This is a genomic window from Escherichia sp. E4742 (assembly GCF_005843885.1).
Classification (GTDB): Bacteria; Pseudomonadota; Gammaproteobacteria; order Enterobacterales; family Enterobacteriaceae; genus Escherichia.
In genome coordinates this window covers 2,616,573-2,641,345 of the sequence record NZ_CP040443.1, presented here as the reverse complement: position 1 = coordinate 2,641,345, position 24,773 = coordinate 2,616,573, and the positions used below count along the sequence as shown (strand labels likewise).

Genomic DNA, 24,773 nt, shown 5'->3' with positions numbered 1-24,773 from the left:
ACACAACAGAAGGATGGTTATTAAGAGATAAATATGCGAATGCTCTTACATGCACTGTTTTAGTATATGTATACAGCATTTCGTGTATTTGCTAATTGTGACATTGCATATGTTTTACACTGTACTGTTTGCGCTTATTCCATGGTCTGCGCCGTGCGGTATAAACAACTTTGCTCCGGTAGTCGCAGTCATCACCCGAGCTTGGGTAAAAATGACGGTACAGATGAAAATACAAACCTTTTTTTAGCGAGTGTCGCCCAACCTTTCAGGCAGGGATGCCATCACCTGGTAATTACTGAGGAAATCCTGCATCACGGCAGACGCTGCCTCCGGAGCAGACAAATGAACAATACTTTATTAAAGAACGCTGTCCGTTGTATCTTTAAAAAACAGAGGACAAACGCATCATTATGGTCTGTGGTGTTTTCAGTTCGAAATTGCCTGTTGTCGTTGTTTTAACGATTTAATTGATAATGATTTACAGACACGGCATCAGCCTGTTGTTCTTCGACAACCACAGGAATATACAGTGTACACATCACCTTACCCTGTTCATATTCCAGCACCATCACTTCAGGCTCTGCCCTTCTGACAGCCCGCATTTCCGGCAATATATTCAGATACAGATAATACATCTGTTCAATATGTGTCTCCCGTTCAGTCTCAAACCGAACCTTCAGATATTTTCCTTCACTGTACGGAAACACCTTACCTTCCTGCCCTCCGGGAAGGCCTATACCATTAACAGCCCGATAGTGATACTTTTTATCCGATACGGGCGTTGCCCGGGTCACAACCCACAACTCTCCCTGGCGTTGTGATTTTTCACCAAATATCCGCTCCAGATACGCACGTACTGTTGCATTGTCCAGATAATTATCCACTGTTCCATAAAAGACCACTTCCTCTCCCACAACCGTTCCACCCGACAGGAATACTTCCTCCGGCCGGGAAATCTCATACTTTTTACGTATCGAACCTGACAGGGGAAAAAACACCCACTCTGGTTTTTCACGATACTGTGCCGGGGTCATTCCGGTATTTTTCCTGAATTCCCGGTTAAACGACTGCTGGGAGTCAAACCCCACACTGAGAGCAATATCCTGATATCTCCGTTGAGAGAAACGCAGCAGCAACGCAGCACGATTCAGTCGTCTGCGTCGGATATACTCTCCCAGTCCCATCCCCGTCACGGAAAGAAACAGACGCTGCAGATGTCGTCGACTGTACCCCGAATAAGCAGCAAGCGTACCGATATCTGTACGACGTCCACTCTCCACTTCTGCATCAACATATTCAAGAATTTTTTCTGCCGTCATTCTGTGGAACTGATTTGCCATTTCCTTTCTCCTGTCAGGGGAGTGTGATACAGAATTTTGCTATCCTGTATGCTCTGTTTTACATGATAATCATGTTTGCCGGAAATAACTTATTCCTGGAATTACATGAATGCCGTGATTTTTCTCTGGATATATACCCCCTGATTTATATAGTAATATAACTATATATTCCGGGAGGTAACTGAACAGGCCTGCAGCAACCACTGACACAGACTCATGATAAAACAGTTCCGGTCTTACTGTTGTCCGGTTCCTGCACGGTGACCGGAGTGTTAGCGGGCACCGGTACATACTGGCGATGTATTGTTACGTTGTGGCGTCATAAATTCACTGTTCTCCCTGTCCGGCACTCAAAGTGATATGGGCAGGATAAAGATATGTTTCTGAGCGATAATATAACGGCACTCAACTATTTCCGGTTCTGTCAGTATCAGGCTGTTTACCACAAAAACCAGGTTATTACGGTTTTTGTTATGTTCCCGGTGGCATGTAATATTAAATGATGCATAGCTGAACTATTATCCTATACTCGTTGTGAATATTAATTCTGGTGATAAAAGCATGCAGGCACCGTTAAAAACATTTTTTATTTCCCCTCCGGAAATACCCACTCAGCACGGCCCCGACAACATCCTGTATGACTTTAATGATGGAGCACGGGTGCTCCTTCCTGAAGGTAAATGGCATGTGCGGCTGCTGGATGCAGATTCCGGAAATATTCTTTTCTGCTGTGACATCAATAATGGCTGGGTGACCAGCAGCAAGAAATATTTTGTGCGCTTCCGTATTCAGGTATTCCGTCAGGGCGAAGATACTCCCCTGCTGGATGAAACGCTGAACCTGACGGACCGTGATGTTCTGATTTCATTCCCCACCGGTACTCTGGGTGACCTGCTGGGCTGGTTCCCTTATGCCGAACGTTTTCAGTCCCTGCATCAGTGCCGGCTGGAGTGCACAATGGCGCAGGACATCATTGACCTGCTGGCACCACAATATCCGCAGATATGTTTCTCCACGCCGGAGAAACCACGCACAACTGAACCTTATGCAACATACCGGGTGGGGCTCTATTTTGGTGGTGACACAAATAACCAGCCGGTGGATTTTCGTCAGGTCGGTTTTCATCGTTCAGCCGGTTACATTCTGGGCGTTGACCCACGAGAAGCACCGGTCCGGCTTGACCTGTCCGCCTCCCGGACTGTCCGGGAGCCTTATGTGTGCATCGCCACACAATCCACCTGCCAGGCAAAATACTGGAATAACGGCACCGGCTGGAGTGAGGTCGTTGCTCACCTGAAATCGCTGGGCTACCGGGTGCTGTGTATTGACCGGGAGGCTCATTACGGTCAGGGGTTTGTCTGGAATCACATTCCCTGGGGAGCGGAAGACTTTACCGGCAGTTTTCCGCTACAGGAGCGGGTTAATCTGCTGCGTCATGCCAGCTTCTTTATTGGTCTGGCCAGTGGGCTGTCATGGCTGGCATGGGCAACCGGTATTCCGGTGGTGCTGATAAGTGGCTTCAGCCTGCCGAACAGTGAGTTTTATACCCCGTGGCGGGTGTTCAACTCCCATGGTTGTAACGGATGCTGGGACGATACATCACTGAATTTTGACCACAAGGATTTTCTGTGGTGTCCGAGACATAAAAACACGGACCGGCAATTTGAATGCACCCGACTGATAACAGGCACACAGGTTAATGGCGTTATCAGCAGACTCCATGCCTCCCTGATGAAGCAGGGAGATAAAACCTGTCTTACAAAAGGAACGAATAATGAACAAGGTTTATAACACTGTATGGAATGAATCCACCGGGATGTGGGTCGTTACCTCAGAACTGACCCGTAAAGGCGGTCGTCGCCCCCGGCAAATCAGGCGTACCGCACTGGCGGGGCTGATTGCTGGCCTGCTTCTGCCATCTGCTCCTGCTCTGGCGGTGGATTATAACAATAATATCCTGGGGAACGAAGGAACGCCCTTCACAATGTTGCTGAATGCCGGTGATACGGCGACAGATACCACCATTAACTATGATGGAGCCCAGTCTGTCTCCAGTGGAGGCAGCGCCACAAATACCACTATAAACGGTGGTTCCCAAAGTGTTTATGGCGGTAGTGCCACAAATACAACCATTAATAATGGAGGCACTCAGCATGTCGTTGGTGGCCGTGTCACGGATACCACCATTAACGATGGCGGCAGGCAATGGCTTGACGACGGAGCCACTGCTACGAACACCATTATTAACAATAACGGCAGCATGAGTGTCAGGGACGGCGTTAGTGCCACAAACACTATTATTAACAATAGAGGCAGTATGGCTGTCGAAGTCGGCGGTAGTGCCACGAGCACCACCATTAACAGTGGTGGTTTCCTGTCCGTCTCCGGGGGCGCCAGTGCAGTAGACATTACCCAGAACAGCGGCGGAGCTATTTCTGCAGACACTTCTACCACCCTGAGTGGCACCAACTCTAACGGCAGCTTCAGTATTGCCGGTGGCAGTGCCGTCAATATGCTGCTGGAGAATGGTGGATACCTGAGTGTTAATAGTGGTCATCAGGCCACAAGCACCACCATTAACAGTGGCGGTGGGCTATCTGTCTACGGGGGCGCCAGTGCTGTTGACATTACTCAGAACAGCGGCGGGTCTATTTCTGCAGACACTTCTGCCACCCTGAGTGGCACCAACACTAACGGCAGCTTCAGTATTGCCGGTGGCAGTGCCGTCAATATGCTGCTGGAGAATGGCGGATACCTGAGAGTTAATAGTGGTCATCAGGCCACGAACACCATTATTAACAATAGCGGCAGCATGGCTGTCGGCCCCGACGGTAGTGCAACGAACACCACCATTAACAGTGGTGGTGGCCTGTCCGTCTCCGGGGGCGGCAGTACAACGAACACCACTATTAACAGTGGCGGTGGGCTGTCTGTCGACGGGGGCGCCAGTGCAGTTGACATTACTCAGAACAGCGGCGGGTCTATTTCTACAGACACTTCTGCCACCCTGAATGGCACCAACACTAACGGCAGCTTCAGCATTGCCGGTGGCAGTGCCGTCAATATGTTGCTGGAGAATGGTGGATACCTGAGTGTTAATAGTGGTCATCAGGCCACGAACACTATTATTAACAATAGCGGTGGTATGGCTGTCGAATTCGGCGGTAGTGCAACGAACACCACCATTAACAGTGGTGGTTACCTGTCCGTCTTCAGGGGCGCCAGTGCAGCTGACATTACTCAGAACAGCGGCGGGGCTATTTCTACAGACACTTCTGCCACTCTGAGTGGTACCAACATTAACGGCAGCTTCAGTATTGCCGGTGGCAGTGCCAGTAATATGCTGCTGGAGAACGGTGGTTCTCTGAGAGTTTATAGTGGTCACCTGGCCACGAACACCATTATTAACAACGGCTGGATGGAGGTCGAGGGCGGTAGTGCCACAAGCACCACCATTAACAGTGGTGGTAAGCAGAATATCTTCGATGGCGGCAGTACAACGAGCACCACCATTAACAGCGGGGGAAGACTGGATGTCTACAACGGCGCCAGTGCAGTTGACATTACCCAGAACAGCGGCGGGGCTATTTCTGCAAACACCTCTGCCACTCTGAGTGGTACCAACATTAACGGCAGCTTCAGCATTGCCGGTGGCAGTGCCGTCAATATGTTGCTGGAGAATGGTGGATACCTGAGTGTTAATAGTGGTCATCAGGCCACGAACACCATTATTAACAATAGCGGCAGAATGAATGTCGAAGGTAGTGCAACGAACACCACCATTAACAGTGGTGGTGGCCTGTCCGTCTACGGGGGCGGCAGTACAACGAACACCACTATTAACAGTGGTGGTTTCCTGTCTGTCGAAAGGGGCACCAGTGCAGTAGACATTACTCAGAACAGCGGCGGGGCTATTTCTACGGACACCTCTGCCACTCTGAGTGGTACCAACATTAACGGCAGCTTCAGTATTGCCGGTGGCAGTGCCGTCAATATGCTGCTGGAGAATGGTGGAGGCCTGAGTGTTAATAGTGGTCATCAGGCCACGAACACCATTATTAACAATAGCGGCAGAATGAATGTTGAAGGTGGTAGCGCAACGAACACCACTATTAACAGTGGTGGTAAGCAGTATGTCTACCGTGGCGGCAGTACAACGAGCACCACCATTAACAGTGGTGGTTTCCTGTCTGTCAACGGTGGCAGTGCAGTTGACATTACTCAGAACAGCGGCGGGGCTATTTCTACGGACACCTCTGCCACTCTGAGTGGTACCAACATTAACGGCAGCTTCAGCATTGCCGGTGGCAGTGCCGTCAATATGCTGCTGGAGAATGGTGGATACCTGAGTGTTAATAGTGGTCATGACGCCAGCGACACAACTGTTGGCAGTGGCGGTATGCTGGATGTCCGGAGCGGCGGTGTACTTCGTGGTACCACCACCCTGACAGATAAAGGGACGCTCGCCGGTGGTACGTTCACAAATGTCACAAATGAAGGAAACCTGTATTTCCTCAACAACAGTGCGGCGACCTTTGCGGGTACCCTGACGGGGAGCGGTACCCTGACCCAGGAAGGCGGAAATACCCGCTTCAGCGGACTGTTGTCTCAGGATGGCGGGATTGCTCTTCAGAGTGGCGCTGCAATGACGATGGTTACCCTTCAGGCGAACGCTAATGTGACGACACAGTCAGGCACCATCCTGACGCTGGATAACGGAAGCATCCTGACGGGGAGCGTTACGGGAGACAACACTGGTGCAGGTGACATGACGGTTAAGGGAGCCTCTGTCTGGCATCTCGATGGTGACTCCACTGTCAGTGCATTAACGCTGGATAACGGGACTGTCGATTTCCGTCCGTCAGCCACCACGCGCCTGACGCAGGCTTTCCGGCCGGTTTCACTGGTGTCTGAAAGTCTTTCAGGTAACGGGACATTCCGGATGAACACGGATATCGCATCTCATACCGGAGACATGCTGAATGTGACGGGGAATGCCAGTGGCAATTTTGTGCTGGACATCAGAAATACCGGTCTTGAACCTGTTTCCGCAGGCACACCACTTCAGGTCGTTCATACCGGCAGTGGCGATGCTGCGTTCAGCCTGAACGGCGGGAAAGTGGATGCCGGTACCTGGGAATACTATCTGAACAAGGAAAATACTGACTGGTACCTGAAAGCTGACAGTAGTCAGCCAGGAACAGATAACCCGGGAACAGATAATCCGGGAACAGATAATCCAGGAACAGATAACCCGGTACCTCCGGTACGCCATACAACAAAATCGGCTGATGCTGTGCTGAATATGGCAACGGCACCGGTCTATGTGTTCAACAGTGAGCTTCAGAGTCTGCGTTTTCGTCACGGCGATGTCATGCAGAATACCCGTTCACCGGGTGGTGTCTGGGGACGGTACACCGGGTCAGATACCCGTATCAGCGGTGGTGCCGGCTCAGGTTATTCACTGACCCAGAGCGGAATGGAAACCGGCGGCGACACCGTATTTGACCTGAATGACAGCAGGCTGGCTGTGGGGGCTTTTGTATCCTATACCGATAACAGCATCAGCCATAACCGTGGTGGCAGCAGTACTGTCGGAAGTACCGGTGGTGGTCTGTATGCAACCTGGTTTAACAATGATGGTTACTATGTGGATGGCGTTATCAAAGTTAACCGTTTCAGGAACGAACTGCGCACCTGGATGAGTGACGGCACGGCAGTGAAAGGCGATTATCATCAGAATGGCTTTGGTGGCAGCCTGGAAGCAGGCAGAACCTTCAGTCTGAATGAAAACACCTGGATTCAGCCTTATCTCCGTAGTACGGCATTCCGGGCAGAATCAAAGGATATCAGTCTGGATAATGGTATGAAGGCGAAAGCAGGGACAACCAAATCACTTCAGGGTGAAGTGGGTGTGAACCTCGGGATGAATCTTGATGTTGCCGGAACTGTTGTCAGACCGTATCTGACGACGGCAGTGAGCCATGAGTTTTCGGATAACAACAGGGTCCGGATAAATGACAGCTATAACTTTACTAACGATATCTCAGGCACCACAGGGAAATACGGTGCCGGGGTGAGTGCTCAGCTGACAGCGAATGCCGGGGTGTGGGCAGAAGCGAGTTACCAGAATGGCGAGAATACAGAATCGCCGGTAACAGGGAGCGTCGGTTTCCGGATTAATTTCTGATACGGAAAAAGGGGCAGTAACGGGCGCTCTTATACCTGTTACTGCCCCTATCGGCAAAAGGAAACAACGCGCGGAAAAACGCCCGCATTCACCACCTTTACACTTGTTATTTTAAATGAACAGGGCCACAACATCCTCAGTGCTGTGGCCAGACAGAAATTAATATCCGACGCTTCTGAGATGAATACGGGCCACTGATTCATCTTCCACCCAGTAAATCCGTTCAGCGACCATGGCTTCGGGATTCAGCTTCGCATCACGCAATACCCGTTCCCTGAAACGCAGATAACCGCCTTTATCGATAAGATGGCCCATATGGAGGTAAACCGGTTTACCCCCCAGCATTTCTTTTTCAAACTCAAACAGATTGGTGATGACCTGTCTGATGACATCCTCTGTAACCCAGTTAAGGAATAACTTACCCATCCGGGGCGTTTTTTTACCGGTTCTCCCGCCCAGACGAACCTGCCAGAACTCCTGCGGCTGACGCTGCCAGGCGAGGGTGGGACATGCCAGAACACATTCGCCGCATCCGATACAGAACGATTCTTCCTTTGTGGCTTTCCCGTTCTTTAATGACAGGCACCCCACGGCGTGGTGAGCACAGGCTTTCACACAGGCGCCGCATCCAATGCAACGTTCCGCAGTAAAACGCATTCTGGCCACACCAATAATACCAAAGTCTGATATAGACGCTTTGGCACAGTCATTCGGACACCCGGCAATGATGGTTTTCAGGTGATAGGCGCTGGGATAAATCAGCTTTTCCAGTCGCCGGGATAAACCTGTGGTGTCGGTATTGGCTTTCTGGCAAATCCGGTTACCCTGGCAGGCGACAATGTTGCGTCCGCCAATCGCCAGGTATCCGGCTTTCGGATCATCAACCTGAACATCACACAGCTCCATTTCAATTTCCCGAATGAAAGGTTCCAGCGCGGCATTCACTTTGTCGATATCTTCATAACGGATCCCCGGCATGGCCAGTTTCTGGCGGGTAGTCAGATGGATCTGACCATTTCCCCATGTTTCCGCAATCTCGCGTGCCACCGTCAGCAGGTGAGCGGGCAGAATGCCGCCTGGTATACGAACACTTATCATGGCTTCGCCACGGACTTTGGACAGGCGATATTCATTGTTTGCCCGGGTCTTAATGATATCAATATCCACACTCATCATTTTTTCCTCAGTCTGTAAACTGACGGGCCACGGCATAGTTGAAAACCGGACCATCGACGCAGACGTAGACATCCCCCATGCGGCAGTGACCACATTTCCCCACTGCACAGGCCATCCGGCGTTCATAATCCACCCAGATTTGTTCCGGCTGCAGCCCTTTTTCCAGCAACATCTGTACGGTGAATTTAATCATCACGGGAGGACCAACAACAATCGCCTGCATGGTGCTGATATCTTCAAATGTCAGCGCTGCCAGATGGTCAGTGACCCGCCCGGTACGGTAACGTTCATCCGCCACGCCTTCATCCAGGGTCAGAATGAGATTGTGGTGCCGATGCCAGTTCGCCATCTCTTGTTTATACAGCACACAGTCCCGGTTTCTGTAACCGAAAATCATGTCAAGCCGGTTGATTTCCTGCGGATTTTCGACGAAATAGCGCATCAGTCCCTTGACCGGCGCAACGCCGGTACCGCCGGCAATGACCACCAGAGATTTGTAGCGGAAGGCATCGACAGGGTAGCCGTTACCATAGCAGCCACGCAGCCATACCCTGTCGCCTTCACGGAGGGTAAAAAGCGCGCCGGTCACTTGGCCGACATTGCGGATAAGCAGGTCTATCCAGCCCTCTCCGCAGTCAGAAACAGAAATGGGCGCCTCTCCGACACATGGCAGGGAGACTTGGACAAACTGTCCCCAGCGAGCCGGGAAATCGACTTCCACACGGAAATTCCACTCCTGTGGCGTATGACGGGTGATGGAAATAATGCGGTATGCAGCAGGCAACAGGCTGTGCTTTTCTTTATCGTGACAGGAACACGTTGACACAGGTTATACCTCCCCGGAGAGTGCCTGCCGGACAGCGGCAGTCATTTTATTGATAACACGTGAGAATTTAATGTACTGAGGACAACGGTCATCGCAGCGTCCGCAGCCCACGCACATATGCTCAGCACCATTGCGGGCTTTGTAATCATTGATTTTATGAAGTGCACGGTAACGTAAACGTTCTCCCGCAGACTGGCGAAAACTGTGTCCGCCGGCCATATCGCTGAAGCCTAGCACCATACAGCTGGCCCACTGGCGACGGCGTTCACCGCGCTGAGGATTTTCGTCATAAGCCACATCAAAAACGCTGTAGCAGGTACAGGTCGGACACCCGGTTGTGCAGCGCCCACATCCAATACAGCGGCTGTTGAACTCATCCCAGAGCGGATGATTGATAATAATGTCGCGAATTCTTTGGGGGGACTGACAGATTTTTTCAGGGAGGGTAACCTGTTCCGGGTTTTCGCTGACGAAGACAGGCTCATATTCTATGCGCTGTCCCATTCCCTGTAAGGCTTCTTCAAAAAAAGCATCCTTAATAAAAACACTGGCGCCGTCGTCACTGAATCGCATTGCCGCGCTGTAATGATCGGTTTTATTGCTCCCCATGGAGACACAGAAACAGTTTTCAAAACTTTGCGGGCACTCAATCAGAACAAAACGAATATGGTCGCGCAGTCGCTGATAACTGTAATCAGAATTATTTCCGTTTGATAAATACATATAATCCAGCCGCGACATGGCATTAATGTCACAGGCGCGGGCAAATATCAGTACTGGCTTGGTATCTGTCTCCGCAATCTGGATAGTGTCTTTATTAAAATAAAAGAGCGTTTCTGTTATCGGTGAAATAACCGTATTGGGTGACATGTGAGATTTCTCCTGCCAGACCAGGTCATCCCATCCCCGGATTTGCTGATAAATAATGTTATCCGTATCAGCAAAACGCCCGCCGCGAAACTCGGCAGAAGGCGCCATGACGCGCCATTGCGTGCTCAATCGCCGGATTAACAGACTGAACTCTTCAGGCGTGATTTTAACAGCCATCACATACTCCATTACCTGTCAGTGAAGGTTATATTTGAGAAAATAACGATGTTTTTTTACGCTAACGCTAAAGCGTTAACAGTAACAACGGAAAAAACAGATTTTTGTTATCACTATAATGAATAAGTGGCACTTTAATTACCCATACTGGATAACACTGCGGGACGATGTCCACCGGAACAACAAATACTGTTTCCGTTCACGTATACTGTACGGCGGCGGAAAGATCTGGCTGCATGAAATATGCCGAAAACAAGATGACAACAGTGAGTGATTAACGAAGATATATTGTAGTGGAGAAGCCGACGAGAGTATCTGACCGGGCGATTTATGCTTTCCCTATTTATCAGCGATTGATAAAGTTTCGCCTACTGATTTTTTATACGAATTTTACTTCAGTATGAGTACACGAATTGACTGTCTGACGGATAAAAACTGTTTTACAGAACAGATGAATCGCACCGTCTTCGCCGGGGGGGGGAATAAAAAACACATCATTGCCATATCAGCAGATTGCCCGGGAAGTGAAAACGCCCCGTGAACGGCTGAAATATATGCCGGAGGCAGGTTTACGGGTGACCGAGCCAGACAGCCTATTCTGATTTGGCAATCAGTGTATTGCGGCTGATATCCCGGAGTTGAGAAGAGCCGGAGTGCCGGTGGTGACTACGAATTTCCACATTTGTTATGCTGCCTGCAGTCGCAAAGAAACGGACTGCCAATAAAAAGGCTTAAAACACGGCAGATGTACCGTTTGGTTTTGCTATAGCTACCATTTTGGACAGATCGGACCTTCAGAGGACGTCAATGAGGACAAATCCCCTGACAGGGAAAGCTAAAAAAATGGTTAAATACTAAGTTCCAGGTTGTCAGAATGGATGAGAGGTGCAAATACGCAATTTTTACTTTTGTTGATACTTTAAAACACCATCTAAAATAAGATTGTTCGCCTCCCGATGCAAAACTAATGTCTCGAGATATCCTGGTTTTAACTTCCACCATCTCATATCTTTTGCAATGCGAGAGAGGCAATGATTATGAGTAAACACAACAGCGTTTTTACTCTGATACGATAAGTCTAAAATTTTCCTCACAGGTGATTCACCATTATTTGATAAACTTACTATGGTGGGGCTGACTCCATTTGAGAAAAAACAAGCTGTTTGTTTGGTTCTGGTTGTGTTTGTTGAATAGAGATTATAGTTCCCGGTTATATCACTCAAATCCTTACCCAGCAGAATCGCTTTTTGCGTGCCATTGACAGTTATTCCATCTGGTTCAGAAAAACATTGATTTTTTGAACGATCACACCTTTCTCCGTGTCTTATCATAAGAATGGTAGGGTATCTCTTACTAATTTCACATGCCTGCTTTATATCCAAATATCTTGGTCTTTTTAACACTGAGACAACAACTACCGCAAGCACTAAAAGTGTTACTAATATTGCAAATACTGTCTTTAGTTTAACTGATGATAATTTCTCAAATGAAAACATCTATATTAACCTTTGTAATAACAGAATAGAAGTTGATAGACGAAGTTATCTTTACAGGGCAGAAGTTGCGTCGCTTCCGAATTACGGAGAAACTGTCTACCAGAAATAAACATCTTCGTTCATCTAAGGGAAGCACTCAAATAAAAATTCAATATGATAACAAAATCAACATCAAACCAAAAAGAAATCCATAAATTTTTACGGGAAGCTATTTTATGGGAAATATCATACAATATTGAATCATTCAGAACGCAAACCGTATTTATCACATCTAGTTTTTTTACTCTTTACAAATGAAGCGAACTGGTCAGCTGATAATGGGGGGGAGAAATAATACCCCTGAAATAATTTTACCCCCTGTTTCTTTAACCACTCATACTGCCATTTATTTTCAACACCTTCTGCAATCACTCGCAAAGAAAACTTGTTTGCAGCAAACATAACACATTCAGCCAGACGGTGTGAAGATAGATCTTCATCCACACGATAAATGAATGAACTCCCTATTTTCATAAATTCTGCATTAACCCTGGATAACATATCAAGATTTGAATATTTTGTTCCAAAATCGTCCAGTGCCACAGATATATTTCCTCTGTCCAGATTATCAAGAAATATATTATCTTCTGAAGAGTTACCCCATTCTCTGTGCTCCGTCAATTCACAAACCAGCACAGGGCAGAGTTGAATAAGACGATTCTGGAGCAGTTTACATGCACAAATCATTTCCGCTGAATTATTGTCTGGCGCCCCCGCATTAAAAGTGATTAACATACCAACCGGTAAAAATGGTTTTAAAGACAGTAAAATATCGGCGGTCTTTCTTAATAGTATATTTGTCATAAATCCGGATAGCCCGGCATGAACCACCTGAGAAATAAACAGGTCGGGAGATAACACCCTGCCATCTGGCATATTCCAGCGTGCCAGAACTTCAACACCACATAAATTAGAGTCAGCATCCACTACGGGCTGAAAAAATGGCAAACATTCCTCAGCCATATGTAGCTTACTGGAAAATATATTATAACAGTCAGAGTTACTGTACATGTCCACCCCTGCTAAAGGATAGCTGCAGACTAAAGTAATTGTATACCATATTGTTATTCGGTACATAAATAAAGAGATTACTTTTTCTCATTCAGGACCTGTGTTCAGTAATCTCTTTATGGCAGAGTCCCTGTTGTATCTGATTGGCACTCTGCTCATTTTATTACGGATATGTGGCAGAAATATTCACTGGTATAACAAAATTCCCGGGTTTAGTCGCATTTACTCGGTATTCAAACTGAAATGTCGCATCGTAACTTTGCCCTGCATAGTTCGGAGCCACAGGTTCCGGTAATGTGAGGGTATAGTCCGTTGTGGTATTCGCAACACTTGATGTGAACTCTATTTTCGATGGCATAAACCCATTGAGTGTGAGCTCGGCATGATCGACAGCGATAGTTCCCATCGGGGATTGTAGCGTTGCAGATGTCGGCGTTACTGACATCGAATTGACAGCACTGGTTACGTAATGTCCCGTTGCATTAATATAAGAACCATCATCACCACGACACATACGAATAGTTATATCAAATCTTTCAGGTCCCCCATCCACGGTCACCGGAGTAGGAAAGCTCACGGCTTGTGAACCATACCATCCCGTCCCAATTCCTGTTTTACGCCAGCTCTGTCCTGAGGGAAGCCATTGACCAAATTTCCCCCCCCAGTCACTCTTCCTACCAACCTGTGATGCAATCCCATTAAAATCTGTCACAGGCACGTTTTCGAGGTATGTCTGATTTCCATTAAAATGAGATGTTAACCCCATTTGCACATTCCAGTCGACATTATTTTGTGCTGAAGTAATAACACCACTGCTGAATGCACAGTCACCAGTAACACTACTGACCTCATAATTGTTATCCTGGTTATTAAACTGTAGCTTATATATTTTACTGGTTTTTCTGTAAGATGATTGTGTTATAAGATTTTTTTCGTATATAACAGTCGCAAAAACCGGTAATGAAGAGATGATCCCCACACATAAAAAAAGGAATGTGAATACATTCAAAAAACAGGGCTTAAACGTAAAGTTAAAGTTCCGCACTTTTACCGCGATTTGCGCAAAAATAACAAAGCATCTTTTTAACATTATAATGGACTCTTTTGCTGAAATGAGTTTCATTAAAATCTCCCGTTCTGAATAGCAATCCAATCGACTGGTGTAATGCCTGACTATTCTGTATCAAAGCAACAGTCACGAATCTTGCGTATTCATGGATATCTCTGATATGCATTTTTATCATTCATGACGGAAACTCTCACATTTCATGAATATTCATCAAAAATGACGTCGTGCAGGTCGGTGCTATGACGGATAATATATGAACATTCGGAACTCCCATAAGAGAACACAGGCGAGAGCGCCAGTAATAATGCTTCCGGTCTTTGTTTGCTGATGGTTTTCGGGATAGTTTCTGAAGAAAACTTATTCTGTCCATACACTCTTTCTTATATATGTAAAAGGGCGTGGGCGTTTCATACCGCCCCCCTCCTGCTGTTTTTATAATACTGTCTTTCAACACTGCCAGCGGCAGGGAACCGTCGACAATATTTATTGTTGAAAATAATCGTTGCATCTCTTTCACCTGTCCGGGAACCAGAAATATTGTCCTGCAGTAGCGCACATCATCAGATGCTCTGAACATTGAGAATAAAGACAACCAGTTCAAAAGTGGCACTGCACTCAGCGCTATTATCAGAATATCTCCTTTGGTCGGTTCGGTTTCTTTCCTGAGTCTGACATCATAATTTTCTGCTTTCAGCAGTGCGCTTAACCCCAGCATCTCATACTCACAGAAACCATCTATAATGATTCGTTGTTGTATCATAAATACATTATGGATATATAACTTCAAATGTCACTGCAGCCTTAACCGGACCAAACTGATCTGTGTTATGGACTTCCGTTACCGGTGTAATGACACACTGGCGCTCACCGGTTGTGGCTGTACTGTCACTGCAGAATGCATCAGAATCCTGCCCTGTCAGTTTTACAGGCGTATTATTGTTTTCCAGCCATAAATATGTTCCATTAGGCTGACTGTCCTTTGTTAGCAACATTTGCAGCTTATCATTCGACGATTCCAGTTGCCCCTGTGAAACAGAACCTTTAATTGCCGTCTTTACTGGTATATTCCCTGCGCATGTCCACTTTATTTCAAGCGGTGAGTGTTTTTTCGCTGCTCCCGGTGTTAATGTTCCCAGGCTATAAAATTGCGTTGGGATGGATATATCACAACTGGGGGCAGTGAATGTTGCATTAATGGTAAATGTGGCCGTTTTGGTATCCGCACTCCGGACATTCGCAGAAAACCCGGCAAAACTTACAGATAATGCCGCTATCAGCACAGGATTAATGAATTTCATAATTCTGTACTCCCCCCCAGTCATTTATCGCGGCAATGTTAAGGTTCCCACGGACACTAACCCCCAGAGATACACTGCTAAAGGGTGCCAGCAGCGTTAATTCTTTTGTAACCTTATCGCTGAGTTTCAGCTCCCTGCCATTGGTTTGCACACCGACAATTGCCATATAGTAGGGGGTCGGGTTTTTAATCCAGGTTTTATCTCCCCTTTGCTCCATGGTCAGTTTCTTCTCAGCATTTTCCCTCCCGTTCTTAAGAACGGATGGACGATAAATCAGCTTCACTCTGGAGTTCATCGCAATCGCCAGAACACTGCCATGGCTTTCTTTAACATCTGGTTTTGGCGGTACTTCCTGTACATTCAACCAGAATAACGATTCACGGTCTGTGGGTAATGAGGAATCTGTTTTCATGATTCGGATAATCTGTTTTTGTTTTGCGCCGACTTTAAAAAAAGGAGGCTGAGGAACCATGTAGATACCGTTTCCCTCACTGGTATTATCCACCCATACCTGCCCCCCATACATCTGACCGGCATTATTGGTGACTTCAAAGGTAATATTTTTTTTATTTTCATCATAAATGAAGCGCGTCCCATTCAGTACAAACGCAGCCATAGCCTGGCTACAGAATGCGAATGAGAGCACAGCTGCAATCGCCGTTTTAGCTACTTTATTCACAACGAATCTCCTGAACTTTATTGGTGTTAGCCTGTAAACCTTTCATGGAAAAATGACACTGCATTCCATTTCCCATATCAATGCGGATCTTTTCTGGTTCAGTCAGCATATTCATTAGCAGAACACCGTTTGTGGATATAAACCCGGCATTCAGTCCCTGTTCTGTGGTGGCTTCACCACCTGTAAGGTATTTACCCTGCTTATCCTTCACACGCAGGATGTAACGAAGTACGTTCTCAAAACCAAATTTTCGGTAAACCATCGCCTTTTCAGTCGGAACCACTTTGTAGGATGTCGTGCTGAAATCCATGTCGTCAGGGACGTTTTCCATGTTAATGTTAATGCTGTTTTCTGCATACCCGGACAACCACACTACAGTGTTACCATTTCGGTCAGTGGGCATGGAGTTGTTGAACTTGATTCCACTGACACCCGGTACGCTGACAATAGCGACAGTATCGGAAGACTCTTTTGTAAAGAGAGGTCCGGTTTCGCGGGTCCCTAACACAGAGCCGGAGATGCCCCCGGAGAAGCTGGTCTGTCCGTCACCCTGGCGCGAATGTGTCTGCGATACTCCAATATTTGTCTGAACAGCGTCAAACGCATAGCTGGCCGATGCCGATGTGCCCCGCTGACCACGGGAACTGATATCCGCATTGAGGTTATAGTTAACGCGATCATTCACTGAAGCTGAAATGCTTGTATTGAACGTTGAACCATTGCTCCGGTTATATCCCACACTGTTACTGGCGTAATGCTGTATCCCTCTGAAGTCAAAAGGTATGCTGACACTCACCGACGCTGAATAATCCGCTTTATCAGTATTTGCGTAACGGTTATATGAACCGTTCAGGAACACAGATACCGAATCAAAAGCTGAAGTGCTCAGCGACAAGGTCGCCCCGGTATCACTCCCGTCTCTGTCCCAGTAATTCTGGTGCCACCACGCTCCACTCAGATAAGTCGTATCAAACCGATGAGACAGACGCGCCTCATACCGTGATTTCTGATTACCGTGAATAAAAGTGCGATGGGGATCAAATTCTGCATAATCCACATACCCTTTGTCCTGATAACGATATGTCAGAAGCTGCAGGTCTGTTCTGTCTGTAAAGTTTTTGGCATACTTGACACTGACGTTCTGGCCTTTCTTTTCATCCCCATTGTTATAGCGGGCTTTAGCTGTCTGGGCACTCAGGGATAACGCCCCCAGCTCACCAAACGGTTTCGTTACGCCAATCCCTGCCGACTGATAGCGATTGTTTAACAGTATTGCCGAATTCAGCGTTGCGCTGGAAAAACCATAGTCAACACTGCCCAGCCAGAAGAGTCCGGTATCCGACGAGAACGCCTTATTCAGTTCATTACTTTGATTTTTCTTACCCATGGCAAAGTCGTACTGGAAATCACCTGGCCTTAACAACGTCGGCAGAGTAGTGACCGGATAAACCTGAACCGTCTTATGCCCGTTATCATCCTCTAACGTTACAACCAGATCGCCATTTCCGGTTGGCCGAAGGTCATCAAGACGATAAGGGCCTGCCGGAACCATGCGGGAATAAATCGTATAGCCGTTCTGGGTCACAGTTACCCGTGACGGGCCTGAAGCGATCCCCGAAATATCCGGTGCATATCCGCGTGCCTCCCACGGGCGCATGTTACTGTTAGAGCGAACTGATACGCCATAAAAATTAAAATCAGAAAATAACTCTGTCTGAGTTTGCGATTTTCCCAGTAATAAATCCCCCTGGATTTGACTGATTGCCGTGGACAATGTCATATCACTGGAGGTGAATTCTGTTTCTCCTCCTGAGCGGGATACGTTAATATTACTGGATAATACCCATCGCCCGACATTGAAACCAAGGTCAAAATTTCCGAAGGCATTTAATTTGTCATTTGTTGTTTTATTGAAGTTAGCATAATACTTCAGCCGTCCTCCGGTAACACCGTAATCCCATCGTGACGGGTCACTTTTACTGAGCAGATAAGCCTGGGGAATATCAAGCAGCAGTTTCTGCGCACTGTAATCAAAAACTACCTGTGTATGATTTTTTTTAGCCAGCTCATAACAGTTTTTTTCTCTGTTATAAACATCATCATATTTACTGGCATCCAGCATTACACCTGCACTGTTTATCCATTCCGGAGAGAAACAGAGCATATTGTTTTTTTCATCTGCCGGTGTAATGTTTAACTCAGCCGTACCGGTTTTTTCATTGTTAACAAATACATCCACACTGTATTGTCCCTGAGGATAAGCATAATCAGATTTTAGAATCGAAGGAATTATGCTGGTCCCCTGGATAAAATCCAGATTTAAGTCCGTAGCATATCCGAGATGCGTATAAATACTCATCGCTAACAAAGAAATCTTTGGTAGTCGCGATAAGCTCATATCATCCTCCATCGGCTTATATTTGTTATCTGTTTAAGGTATTCTTAATACCGCTAATGAATAGCATCAGCGGTATCGGTGAGATTAGTTATAAGTTATTGCGTAGGCAGCAACGCCCTGATAATCGCCAGGGGTAGTTCCACCTTTCAATTTTGCCTGGAATTTAAAACCATCCGTATTAGCATTATTTGCATCAAATTCAATACTGGTATTAGAAGATGTTACCTGAGTGTTTGCTGTGTTTTGTGCATTCATTGCTGTCAGTTTTACGACAGCGTCGGTAGCCTTACCGGTACTATTTTTCAAGCCTTCGGCATCAAAGTTGCCATACCATGTTATGGTTGCAGTCTTACCTGCCAGGTTACCACACTGTGTTGGATTAACGGGTTTAAATGAGAATTCCGTCGGTGTCTGGCTTTCTGCATTTGGAGCCACAGTGCCCAGCTGAATAACATCCGTCATGCTACCGCCATTATTTACAGCAACATCGCAGGTTACGGATGTAACGTTACCAAAAAAATGAACTTCGCTTTGCTGTGCTGCGTTAACAGTAGCAGTCGCGAATACCAGAGCGATAAGAGAACCAAGATATAATTTATTCATAACTTAAAACTACCATTGTTGACATTACTTGGGTGATTTTATATGTGTGTTACAAAAACACGCACATATAAAACATTTGTGAAAGTATGTTTTCTTTATTTTATAAAACCACTTAATTTACTTCATTTTCAGGCGTTTTGCAGAGAGAGAATAACTCATTAACTACCTGAATAACATGTTCCACTCTTGCCAGACAACTTCCGAAATATCCATTGCTGACTCCATTATTATTGCAACTAACGCTCCTTGGATGTTTTAAAACCAGATAATCATACAAAGCCTTTATAACTTTATCGCTACGAATAGAACACAACTCAACAATACACCAGAATTTATCTTCACTTATTTCTGTTGTTGGTATGACTGTGTTTTTCTTTGATAAAATTGAACTGAAGCGATGTCGACAATAACCACCTGAAAGATCTTCCACCCTCCCTCCTTTCTTTTCATTAAAAAAAGAAGCAACAAAAAAATAAGTACCACCCGACCTCTTTTTAAATAATAACAAACCAAAGCGGCTGAAAAAACAATCAACTTTGGTTACTAAGACCAAAGACATAAAACAAAACAGAATAAAAAACCAAAAAAAACCAAAAAAATAGATTAAAAATCTATTTTTTTCAAATTTTATAGTGCCATTGTTCGTTTTATTAGTTGACAATGTCTTTTATATGGCAATAAATTGTCTATTTTTATCATTTACATAACCTAAATTTTATATAAAGCTTATCTAAAATTCCGATTAACCCTGATGGGAAATTATCTCCTCCACACTAAACTACCTATTATTAGGTAGTCGATTAGTAAGTATAAGAATTATTATCAGGTTAGATAACTACTAAACCAGTCTTTCGTTTTAAACATCTGATACAAGTCGTAGGCTCATAATTAAAGAAATCTTCCTTCCCCGATGACGCATTGTATGTTTTCTGAACTTTTTATGTTTACCTTATATCGTCGGTAATAGCGCCCGCCTGGTTAAGCAAAGAGTGAAATTACGCGATATGGGAAATGTGGTTTTCCATAAGGATGTTTTCGTCAATAAAGGGGAAACATCCCTCAGGGGAATGTTTCCCCTGAGAAGTGACTGGTTGATTAAATCAACGTTGGTAAAGTGGGCTACGCCACCAGCGCCTGCTCACGCAACACCAGGTATTCAAATGCTTCCCGCGAAAAACGAGCGGCACGAAATACAGCCCGGTTATCTTCTTTTAGCATTTGCAGCCACGAGGCAATATAGCTCTCATGTTGCAAGTCACCATGAATGCCAAGCTCAGCACACAGAAAGGCCGATCCCATCTCCGCTATCAGCTCTTCAAATCCATAAACCGGATCGCCAAACTTCCGCGAAGTGGAAACAATACCGTCTCTCGCCAGCCGAGAAACATGCCCAGTAGAATGCACCAGTTCATGCAACAGCGTACTGTAGTAGTCTTCCACCGAATCAAACTGAGCGGCTTCCGGCATCATAATGTGGTCAACTCCCGGGCGGTAATACGCACGATCCTGATAGCGATGCTTCACTGGCACACCACTACAAGCTACAATCTGCTCTGCCCGGGCAATGCGTTTCACGTCGGGCAAAACCGGTATTTCCGGGTAAAGGTTGTCAGGCAGGTTTTCACACTGCTCAACGTTGAAAAGGTGAAAGCTGGCCATAAAGCAGCGATCCTGCATAACCATCTCGCCGTTCTCATCAAACATCGGCTGGCCGCTGTTATCCGTAGCCTCTTTCTGGAACGGTTTAAACAGCGTCACCAGCGTCGATTTTTCGCCTTTCCGGACACTCCCACCGGCATCAAGTGCCTGTTTGAACGTCAGCCAGCGATTTGAATGAAATCCCTTATTGGCAGCATCGATCCATAACAGCATCACGTTTATACCGCTGTAGTTCCGGCCAGTTATGGCATTAGCAGGCAAACCCTCCTTTCCGGTTTGCCATGCTTTACGCCAGGGTGCTGTACCGTTCTCCAGCGCCGTAATAATCTTGTCGGTTACGGTCTGGAACAAATCCTGCCGTGGGGCAGATTTGCGGTTGGTAGTTTTCTTCGTCATATGCCATTCCCATCAATAAAAAACGGGGATGGCTCCCAAACGGGGAACAATCCCCGTCTGGGTTAAAGTAAAAAGTCAGTCCATCGTAGCCATAGCTAACGATTCATCCATGCCAACCTTGAAAAAATGATCCCAGGTTCCCAGACACACTGTTCTGGCAAGTTCAATAACCTCATCGAAAAGAGGCTTGCATGAAGGGTGTGAATAACGCGGCAGTTCGCCAGCACATCCCCGAGCAAAATTTCGGGCCAGACTGGCAATCGACCACTGATTATCCGTGAAGTTATCCTCATCCGGTTGTGTTCCGATATCCAGACGTTCGAATGCGGCTACAACTAACAATTCCCCTTCAAGTTTTGCCAGCTCAAATAAATCTTCAGCCGAAAACAGGTTATTTGTCTGTTCTGTCATCCTGGTAAGTTCCTCAAAAATTAAAAAGGAACCATCCTCCCCACCGGGAAACGAGTTCCCTGTAGGGGTGATATGGTTTTGTGTAACCAGGTTGCAAAATCTCTGCCCAGGTTGAAGTAAAAAATCAGTCTATCGCGGCCATAATCTCGACCGCTTCTGAGTGATCCAACGCGTAATCACGCAAAGCGTGATAGAGCAGGATATCGCTGTCATTTTCAGTCGTATTGGCAATCTGTCCGAGGGCAAACAACGACAACGTGATGCCAAAGGCCTCTGCTGTCATGGTGCCTTCATAGCCATTTCCGGCCACGCTTACGCCATAAGCCAGACGGGAGTTGGGGACAAGATAGAATCCGTCGTTTGATAACACCCGAGCTTCCCACCTGCTGGTTTCTTCATAATCATCACCCAGACGCCTGGCCCACGCTAAAAACGGAGCCACGCGACGTGGAGTATGCAGATATTTCAGAAGGACCAGACCAAAGGGAACGGGCTGCATACTGATCATCGTGACGTTATCCATTACACAATTCCCCTGATTCCAGTACGCGGTCAACCTGGTCCTGCAAACGCTTCCTGGCAGAAAGAAAATTCCGCTGGTCACGTTCAGTTGCACGCTTGCAGTTAATATCCGCTGTTATTTCCAGCGCCATAATGGACTGACTACGCCAGGACGCCCGTTCATCATTCCCCACGCAGGTACTGTAATGAACAACTGCCTGACGGAATAATCGCTCAGTCGTATTACGATAATCCGCAACCGGAAGATAAGTGTATTTCGTTGTCATACTGATATCCCTGTTAATAAAAGCAGGGATTGCTCCCTGACGGGAAATCAATCCCCGCAAGGGTCAAGTTAAGATTTTAAGCAAAACAGCCTTATTGGTGCCTGAAGCCGTGTTCCGTCAACGTTTTTTCTAATTTCCGGATCGCATCAATCATTTCGTCGCATTCACGGTTAGTCATGACAAAGTCACGCATCGTGTTTCATGTCAGACTTTGAGTCAGATGCGACAATGCCAGCGCGTCTTCATCGGTCAGTTCAAGCTGTAGTTTCATCTCTCATTCTCCCAAGGTTACAACCAGTGCATCGTCAACATATCTGGCAACAAAGTTTTGAGTCCGTTCGGCGGTTTCGCCTCCCAGACGAATAAACAGCGTCAGCGAAAATGTCACCTGTTGTGTATCGGGATCAGAACGGCGGTTCCAGGCATCCTGCGCAGCTTTAATCAGCGCAAACTGCCGACGTTCCCACTGGGAGAAATCGAATACTTCAACGGAGTGTTCCCAGGCCGGAAGCGTGATAGAAACAGGCGTAAATGCCAGAGATAAGCGATTAGTCATCGGTGTATTCCTTACGTAAAAAAAGGGAACACCGATCCCCTGCGGGAAGCGTGTTCCCTTAGGGTGAGTAACAATATTGATAGCGGAAAATCCGCTGTAGTCAGAAGTGTACCTTCATCGCGAAAGCGACCACTGTTTTCAAAGGCTAAACAGCGTTACCGCCCGAAGGCATCGTCTCTCAGGTCATGACGATTTTGGCTGGTAATCACCCGAAGGCGTCCCTCTCAGATTACCGGGACATTGGCTGTTGTCGAAGACAACGGGTTAACATTTAAATGCTATCGTTTATATTCCACAGAGACAAGCAGGTTTAATTATTCCTCGATATCAGGCTTATTATAGACACGCTCAATATAACGTCCGCGACCATCACCGTGTCCCAGATCCATAGACACCATTGCTTTTGCCTCATCGTCACTCATACCTTTACTTTTATGATATCCCATTGCTTCACCTGCCCAGGCATATCGCAGACTATGAGGCGCATATTTCCCCACTAATCCCGCATCTCTGACAATATTTCGATAGCGATCAATCGCTGATTTCAGATCCGGTTTATCAACCAACTTACCATCATTTCCGGCAGCAATTTTCAAAGCATAATTGACGGCGTTTAGCATTTTATCGCGATCTATAACTGTCGTGTCTCTTGGGCGTCCTCCTTTTGTACCAAATACGATCCTGACACGATCATCACCACGCGATAATGCGTGTTGCCAGGTTTTTAGTGATTTAACAGATTGCACCGCTTCTTCGGTCCTCAGACCAAAACAACGAGCAACCTGCATTGCAGCTGCTACGCCAACGTCTTGCTTCTCTGAATAAGCGAACGCTGCGAGATAGCGTTCGCTATTAATTGCGACTTTAGTACCGTCACGACTGGCATCAGATAATCCGAGAGCTGAATTACTTAATTTCTCGTGACCAGGATCGGCAAGTTTTGCCCGACCAGCAACGGTCAGAATATTTCTGATTGCGGCCATCTCATTCTGCATTGTTCTTTTGGATATCCCTTCAGCCTGGCGACTCTTCACATACAGCTCTATATGATGGGTTTTTATATGCTTTACGTCCCGAATCTGAATATTTAACTTAGCTATCCTTTCCGCTATACGGGTGGCAATCTTTGAACGATCCGCAATAGTTTTAAACCCACCGCCGCCCTGCCTTGCCAGCGTGACGAGCTGCTTACTTAATTTAGACATACCTGTCCTCCTTTACTAAGAAATACAGATCAAGCTCTTCTCCCAAAATAAGGAAACGAGCGCGATCTATATTCTGAATATTCACACAGAATATGAGTGATACATCTGGTCCCGACGGCACGGTTAGGTTTTGCGCTTCCTGCGACTCGACTGGTATCTGTGCATCGGGGTGACAACATGTTGAGTTTTTACGAGGTTCCCCAGCTCGCAGAGCTGTTCGCGGCGTATGCCGTCCTGACGTTAGTCAGACTACCTCCATACGTCAGCTTTCACTGACATTGCCATCGATACCGAGTCGAATTTTCTCCTGAAGTTGATACGCCTGCTCTCATGGTTTCTCCGTGAATGGATTTGTTCCGTGATAAGGCGTTATGGTTAAAAAGTGTGCTTAAAGATGCTATTTCCCCAGTCTGAACACCGTGACTACGTGTGCGTCAGACTGTACAGGGTGCTGAAAGACCGCATTCCGTCTGCTAAGACGGTGCCCTTTCGCGCAGCGTCACTTGGTATCGCTACCGCTCTTACACAAGTGACGCTGCACATATCCCATCGCCAAATGCCGCTCTTGCAGATGCCAAATGTTCCA

21 protein-coding genes and 1 pseudogene are annotated in these 24,773 nt (G+C 46.6%); 3 read left to right on the top strand and 19 right to left on the bottom strand.

Annotated features, from left to right (window positions below; translation table 11 throughout):
- Positions 1-455 precede the first annotated feature (455 nt).
- On the bottom strand, positions 456-1,340 hold the full coding sequence (locus FEM44_RS12810) for a helix-turn-helix domain-containing protein (protein ID WP_138159024.1): 885 nt from the start codon (positions 1,338-1,340) through the stop codon (positions 456-458).
- Positions 1,341-1,901: 561 nt separating this feature from the next.
- On the opposite strand from FEM44_RS12810, the gene FEM44_RS12805 reads away from it, so the two are divergent.
- A complete protein-coding gene (locus FEM44_RS12805) occupies positions 1,902-3,131 on the top strand; it encodes an autotransporter strand-loop-strand O-heptosyltransferase (protein WP_135524087.1) in 1,230 nt (409 codons plus the stop codon).
- Entirely contained in the window at positions 3,115-7,530 is a 4,416-nt protein-coding gene (locus FEM44_RS12800) for an AIDA repeat-containing protein (protein ID WP_138158982.1), read from the top strand. The genes FEM44_RS12805 and FEM44_RS12800 overlap by 17 nt, the downstream gene beginning before the upstream one ends.
- Before the next feature lie 159 nt (positions 7,531-7,689).
- Here FEM44_RS12800 and asrC read toward each other — a convergent pair whose 3' ends face one another.
- The 3 genes from asrC to asrA are packed head-to-tail and all read right to left on the bottom strand — an operon-like array spanning position 7,690 to position 10,579.
- The gene (gene asrC / locus FEM44_RS12795) at positions 7,690-8,703 is read right to left on the bottom strand and encodes a sulfite reductase subunit C (protein WP_135523618.1); all 1,014 of its coding nucleotides are present in this window, start codon (positions 8,701-8,703) and stop codon (positions 7,690-7,692) included.
- Between the two features lie 10 nt (positions 8,704-8,713).
- Positions 8,714-9,532 carry an anaerobic sulfite reductase subunit AsrB gene (asrB, locus tag FEM44_RS12790; protein WP_135523612.1) on the bottom strand — a complete coding sequence of 273 codons (819 nt, stop codon included), beginning with the start codon at positions 9,530-9,532 and terminating at the stop codon, positions 8,714-8,716.
- Positions 9,533-9,535: 3 nt separating this feature from the next.
- Positions 9,536-10,579, bottom strand: coding sequence for an anaerobic sulfite reductase subunit AsrA (asrA, locus tag FEM44_RS12785; protein ID WP_135523611.1), 1,044 nt, complete (start codon positions 10,577-10,579; stop codon positions 9,536-9,538).
- Positions 10,580-11,020: 441 nt separating this feature from the next.
- Here asrA and FEM44_RS25535 point away from each other — a divergent pair.
- Positions 11,021-11,304 (top strand): annotated as a pseudogene (locus FEM44_RS25535) (hypothetical protein); the annotation flags it as partial.
- A 177-nt stretch (positions 11,305-11,481) separates the two neighbouring features.
- Here the strand turns inward: FEM44_RS25535 and FEM44_RS12780 are convergent.
- The 15 genes from FEM44_RS12780 to FEM44_RS12705 form a co-directional block, all read right to left on the bottom strand.
- Positions 11,482-12,075 carry a lipopolysaccharide core heptose(II)-phosphate phosphatase gene (locus FEM44_RS12780; RefSeq protein ID WP_135523610.1) on the bottom strand — a complete coding sequence of 198 codons (594 nt, stop codon included), beginning with the start codon at positions 12,073-12,075 and terminating at the stop codon, positions 11,482-11,484.
- 240 nt (positions 12,076-12,315) lie between these two features.
- Positions 12,316-13,125, bottom strand: a complete 810-nt coding sequence (locus FEM44_RS12775; protein WP_135523609.1) for an EAL domain-containing protein — start codon at positions 13,123-13,125, stop codon at positions 12,316-12,318.
- Between the two features lie 163 nt (positions 13,126-13,288).
- Positions 13,289-14,248, bottom strand: coding sequence for a hypothetical protein (locus tag FEM44_RS12770; protein WP_138159022.1), 960 nt, complete (start codon positions 14,246-14,248; stop codon positions 13,289-13,291).
- Positions 14,249-14,384: 136 nt separating this feature from the next.
- A complete protein-coding gene (locus FEM44_RS12765; protein ID WP_135523608.1) occupies positions 14,385-14,954 on the bottom strand; it encodes a hypothetical protein in 570 nt (189 codons plus the stop codon).
- 7 nt (positions 14,955-14,961) lie between these two features.
- Positions 14,962-15,492 carry a fimbrial protein gene (locus tag FEM44_RS12760; RefSeq protein WP_135523607.1) on the bottom strand — a complete coding sequence of 177 codons (531 nt, stop codon included), beginning with the start codon at positions 15,490-15,492 and terminating at the stop codon, positions 14,962-14,964.
- Positions 15,479-16,171 carry a fimbrial chaperone gene (locus FEM44_RS12755; protein ID WP_138159020.1) on the bottom strand — a complete coding sequence of 231 codons (693 nt, stop codon included), beginning with the start codon at positions 16,169-16,171 and terminating at the stop codon, positions 15,479-15,481. Before FEM44_RS12755 ends, FEM44_RS12760 begins: the two co-directional genes overlap by 14 nt.
- Positions 16,164-18,569 carry a PefC/AfrB family outer membrane usher protein gene (pefC, locus tag FEM44_RS12750; protein WP_135523617.1) on the bottom strand — a complete coding sequence of 802 codons (2,406 nt, stop codon included), beginning with the start codon at positions 18,567-18,569 and terminating at the stop codon, positions 16,164-16,166. Before pefC ends, FEM44_RS12755 begins: the two co-directional genes overlap by 8 nt.
- A gap of 84 nt (positions 18,570-18,653) precedes the next feature.
- Positions 18,654-19,172 carry a fimbrial protein gene (locus FEM44_RS12745; protein ID WP_135410391.1) on the bottom strand — a complete coding sequence of 173 codons (519 nt, stop codon included), beginning with the start codon at positions 19,170-19,172 and terminating at the stop codon, positions 18,654-18,656.
- A 112-nt stretch (positions 19,173-19,284) separates the two neighbouring features.
- On the bottom strand, positions 19,285-19,833 hold the full coding sequence (locus tag FEM44_RS25530; RefSeq protein WP_240726898.1) for an adhesin biosynthesis transcription regulatory family protein: 549 nt from the start codon (positions 19,831-19,833) through the stop codon (positions 19,285-19,287).
- Positions 19,834-20,291: 458 nt separating this feature from the next.
- Positions 20,292-21,227 (bottom strand): ArdC family protein, encoded by a 936-nt coding sequence (locus tag FEM44_RS12735; protein ID WP_135523606.1) that lies wholly within the window; start codon positions 21,225-21,227, stop codon positions 20,292-20,294.
- A gap of 75 nt (positions 21,228-21,302) precedes the next feature.
- Positions 21,303-21,638 carry a hypothetical protein gene (locus tag FEM44_RS12730; protein ID WP_135523605.1) on the bottom strand — a complete coding sequence of 112 codons (336 nt, stop codon included), beginning with the start codon at positions 21,636-21,638 and terminating at the stop codon, positions 21,303-21,305.
- A gap of 124 nt (positions 21,639-21,762) precedes the next feature.
- Positions 21,763-22,161: an antirestriction protein gene (locus tag FEM44_RS12725; RefSeq protein WP_135523604.1), complete on the bottom strand. Its 399-nt coding sequence runs from the start codon at positions 22,159-22,161 to the stop codon at positions 21,763-21,765.
- Positions 22,154-22,426 (bottom strand): hypothetical protein, encoded by a 273-nt coding sequence (locus tag FEM44_RS12720; RefSeq protein ID WP_135523603.1) that lies wholly within the window; start codon positions 22,424-22,426, stop codon positions 22,154-22,156. Before FEM44_RS12720 ends, FEM44_RS12725 begins: the two co-directional genes overlap by 8 nt.
- Positions 22,427-22,700: 274 nt before the next feature.
- Entirely contained in the window at positions 22,701-22,982 is a 282-nt protein-coding gene (locus tag FEM44_RS12710) for a hypothetical protein (protein ID WP_135523602.1), read from the bottom strand.
- Between the two features lie 314 nt (positions 22,983-23,296).
- Positions 23,297-24,187: an integrase domain-containing protein gene (locus FEM44_RS12705; protein ID WP_135523601.1), complete on the bottom strand. Its 891-nt coding sequence runs from the start codon at positions 24,185-24,187 to the stop codon at positions 23,297-23,299.
- Positions 24,188-24,773: the final 586 nt, after the last annotated feature.